Source organism: Streptococcus sp. SM3, assembly GCF_027497875.1.
This window is the reverse complement of sequence record NZ_JAJNSA010000149.1, coordinates 1-3721: the sequence shown is the minus strand read 5'-3', so window position 1 is coordinate 3721 and position 3721 is coordinate 1. Positions and strand designations below refer to the sequence as shown.

Genomic DNA, 3721 nt, shown 5'->3' with positions numbered 1-3721 from the left:
AATATCCTCTTCCAAAAAGGGGTGATCAATCAGAAGAAATTCATCGAAGTATCGCGGAGCAATCTGGTTGGAGGCTACCAAGGTCAAACAGCTTTGAAGACGCGTGAAGTTTTGGAGAGTGCACTGGGTGGTGTCCTCTTTATCGATGAGGCCTATACCCTCTTTACCGGTGTAAATGATGATTTTGGGAAGGAAGCTTTGGATGAAGTCCTCAAATTTATGGAGGACCACCGTCGTGATATCGTCATTATCTTTGCTGGCTATACCAGAGAGATGCATGACTTCTTGCAGGTCAATTCAGGTTTGCAAAGTCGGATCCCGACTACATTTGACTTTGAAGACTATAGTCCAGATGAGATTGTCGAGATCGGTCTGTTGGGATTGCACAAGCAAGGCTACCAAGTCAATGAAGCTCTTTATGGAGAGATCGTCAGAGAAAATTATATGCGTGCTAATGACCATAGTAATGGTCGCTGGGTCCGTAATCTCAATGAAAAACTCTTGCGCCAAGTATCGACTCGGGTAACCCGTGAAGGTAGTACGGATTACAATTCGATTTTGGATCAAGATTTGGAAGCCTTGAGAGAGAATGGCAATACTGAACATCCCCATACGGTAGATGATCAAGGCTATGTTCTTCCTTAAGCTAGAAGGAACAAGAAAAAGGATTCTGCAGGAGCGGAATCCTTTTTGCATGGACTTATGGTATACTAGGAAGAGATCATTCACTTATGAAGGAGAAAAAAATGGTTTTACCAAATTTTAAAGAAAACCTCGAAAAATACGCAAAATTGTTGGTGGCGAACGGCATCAACGTGCAACCTGGCCATACCTTGGCTTTGAACATCGATGTGGAACAAAGAGAATTGGCCCACTTGATCGTGAAGGAAGCCTATGCCTTAGGTGCGCACGAAGTGATTGTCCAATGGGCAGATGATTTTACGACCCGGGAGAAATTCCTCCATGCACCGATGGATCGCTTGAACAATGTGCCAGATTACAAGATTGCGGAAATGAACTACCTCTTGGAACACAAGGCCAGTCGTTTGGGTGTCCGTTCTTCTGATCCAGGTGCCTTGAACGGCGTTGATGCAGAGAAATTGTCTGCCTCTGCCAAGGCTTTGGGCATGGCCATGAAACCAATGCGCATCGCCACTCAATCCAACAAGGTCAGCTGGACAGTTGCTGCTGCAGCTGGTTTAGAATGGGCGAAAAAGGTCTTCCCAAATGCGGCTAGTGATGAAGAAGCAGTGGATCTCCTGTGGGATCAAATCTTCAAGACCTGCCGGGTGTACGAAGAAGATCCAGTCAAGGCTTGGGAAGAACATGCTGCTATTTTGAAGAGCAAGGCAGATACACTTAATAAGGAACAATTCTCAGCCCTTCATTACACAGCACCAGGAACCGATTTGACTCTTGGCTTGCCGAAAAACCACGTCTGGGAATCTGCCGGAGCTATCAATGCCCAAGGCGAAGGCTTCTTGCCAAACATGCCGACAGAAGAGGTCTTCACAGCTCCTGACTTCCGTCGTGCTGAAGGTTATGTCACTTCCACAAAACCGCTTAGCTACAACGGGAACATCATCGAAGGCATCAAAGTGACCTTTGAAAATGGAGAAATTGTGGATATCACAGCTGAAAAAGGCGATCAAGTCATGAAAGATTTGGTCTTCAAAAACAAGGGAGCGCGTGCCTTGGGGGAATGTGCCCTCGTACCAGATCCAAGTCCAATTTCCCAATCAGGCATTACCTTCTTTAATACCCTCTTTGATGAAAATGCCTCTAACCACTTGGCCATCGGGGCAGCCTATGCCACCAGCGTAGAAGGTGGCGCAGAATTCACAGAAGAAGAACTCGAAGCAGCCGGCCTCAACCGCTCAGACGTCCACGTCGACTTCATGATCGGCTCAAGCCAAATGGATATCGACGGCATCCGAGAAGACGGTACCCGCGTTCCAGTCTTCCGCAACGGAGATTGGGCAATATAGGGAGCAGGACAGAAATCGGTAGACGCAGTCTCGATTTCGTAGTCCTGCCCCCACACAGTTGATTAGACTGGACGAAGAACCGAAAGGTTCAAGTACCGTCAATCAACCACTGTGCTAAGAGACAGAAATCGGTAACTCGAAGAGTTTGATTTTTACCTCGCTTTTTGGATTTAAGGCTCGGGCAAAAAAGGTCCACCGGACCTTTTTAGTCCCCCCGCCCAGTTGATCAAGAAGTACGAGTACCGCAGGTAGGAGTAGTTCCAATCAACCACTGCGCTAACAAATAAAAAGGTAAAAAGTATCCAACTGTTAAGAAGTTGGATACTTTTTTGGTCAAAACTTGATCATCAAAGTAAAATCAGGTATGATGGAAGGTATGTTTTGTCATGAGTAGATAAGATGGTTTTGAAAGTTTCTTGCTTTTGTAGAGTTTAGAAGAGCCCCTGGAATAATTTCCTAGAAAGGAGCATGCTATGAAAAATGAAAAGAAAGTCGATATTGAGCAGGCGAACAAAGTCTACTTTAAAAGTTTAGCCAATACACGCGCTTCAGCGGCTATGATGATCAATTCGTGGACAGGCGTATTTCTGTTCGCATTTGAAATCCTTTGTTTTTATTCGTATGATGTATCGAAAGGTATAAAACCATTTAGTCATTGGTTTTTTGATATCCTCGTCATCTATTGTCTTTACCATATCATTGCATTTTTCTTGCCGTTAATGGGGGCATTTATATATAGAAGACAAGTGTTGTCAACGACTCTACTCTTATTCACCTATGCAGGGATGTTTTTATCGCTCCAAGTCATGGGCTTGCTCATCATTGTTTCTGCTCTGGCAAATAAAGAATTTGAAGTAGGTTTCCCGAAATATGGCTTCATCGTCATTCCTTTTCTTGTGATTTGTACCTTATTGGGCTTTATTTATCATTATTTTTGGCTTAAGAAGCAGTTAAAGATTGGCTTTTCACCAACTAGAACCCTGGGAAATTATTTCGCAAAATCAAGTAGTTACAGTAGCAATGCCCTAACGATCATCTTCGTCTGCTCCATGATAGGAGCGGCCCTTACTGGCTATTATGGAGTGGTGCTAGGAGTATCCGTAAGCATACTATTCAGTTACGCCTTTACTCAATTGCTGACAGAAGTGGGTTACCTCTTGTATTTGAAAACAAAAAGTAAGGAATACTGGGAGGATGAACCTGAGGATAATCCGACGTTGTGGGATTTACTATGGAATTGGTTAAAAGGCTTCAGTCTGAAAAAAGCTAAACATCGCATTCCGTTAGAAATAGTATGCTATCTATTGATGTTTGTAGCACTTGATCATTTAGGATATGCTGATGCAAAGGTAAGACGACCAATCTGGTTGGTGTGGCTTGTAAGAATGATTACCCTAGGAATTGCCTTGGACTTCTTTATTAGCATGGCACGTACCATCATACGCAAGTTTTCGAATAAAAGGCAAGGCAAAAAATAACAAAAAAATACCTAACCGAGAGCTTTCTCAGTTAGGTATTTTTGTCATTTACGCTATTCTAAAATCAAGAGACCTTCTTTGATTTCAAATGGGTTATTTGGGTTGATGCGGTCATAGAACATGATGCCGTTGGTGTGGTCGATTTCATGTTGAACGACGATGGAGTTGTAGCCTTTAAGTTTGATGCGTTTCTTTTCCCCATCTTTTGTGAAATACTCAACCGTCACGCGGGCATGGCGAACCACATAGCCTGGG

4 protein-coding genes are annotated in these 3721 nt (G+C 43.7%); 3 read left to right on the top strand and 1 reads right to left on the bottom strand.

Annotated elements, in window-relative coordinates; genetic code table 11:
* The 3 genes from PAN06_RS13245 to PAN06_RS13235 form a co-directional block, all read left to right on the top strand.
* On the top strand, positions 1-645 hold a 645-nt coding region (locus PAN06_RS13245; RefSeq protein WP_269796560.1), incomplete at its 5' end, for an AAA family ATPase.
* 101 nt (positions 646-746) lie between these two features.
* Positions 747-1988, top strand: coding sequence for an aminopeptidase (locus tag PAN06_RS13240; protein ID WP_269796559.1), 1242 nt, complete (start codon positions 747-749; stop codon positions 1986-1988).
* Positions 1989-2461: 473 nt separating this feature from the next.
* Positions 2462-3466, top strand: a complete 1005-nt coding sequence (locus tag PAN06_RS13235) for a hypothetical protein (RefSeq protein ID WP_269796558.1) — start codon at positions 2462-2464, stop codon at positions 3464-3466.
* Positions 3467-3519: 53 nt separating this feature from the next.
* Here PAN06_RS13235 and PAN06_RS13230 read toward each other — a convergent pair.
* The coding region (locus PAN06_RS13230) for a peptide deformylase (RefSeq protein WP_269796557.1) at positions 3520-3721 on the bottom strand (202 nt) is incomplete at its 5' end.

Bases quoted from the DNA above. Each gene is read 5' to 3' on its own strand.
- PAN06_RS13240 (WP_269796559.1), top strand. From the start codon at position 747: ATGGTTTTACCAAATTTTAAAGAAAACCTCGAAAAATACGCAAAATTG.
- PAN06_RS13235 (WP_269796558.1), top strand. From the start codon at position 2,462: ATGAAAAATGAAAAGAAAGTCGATATTGAGCAGGCGAACAAAGTCTAC.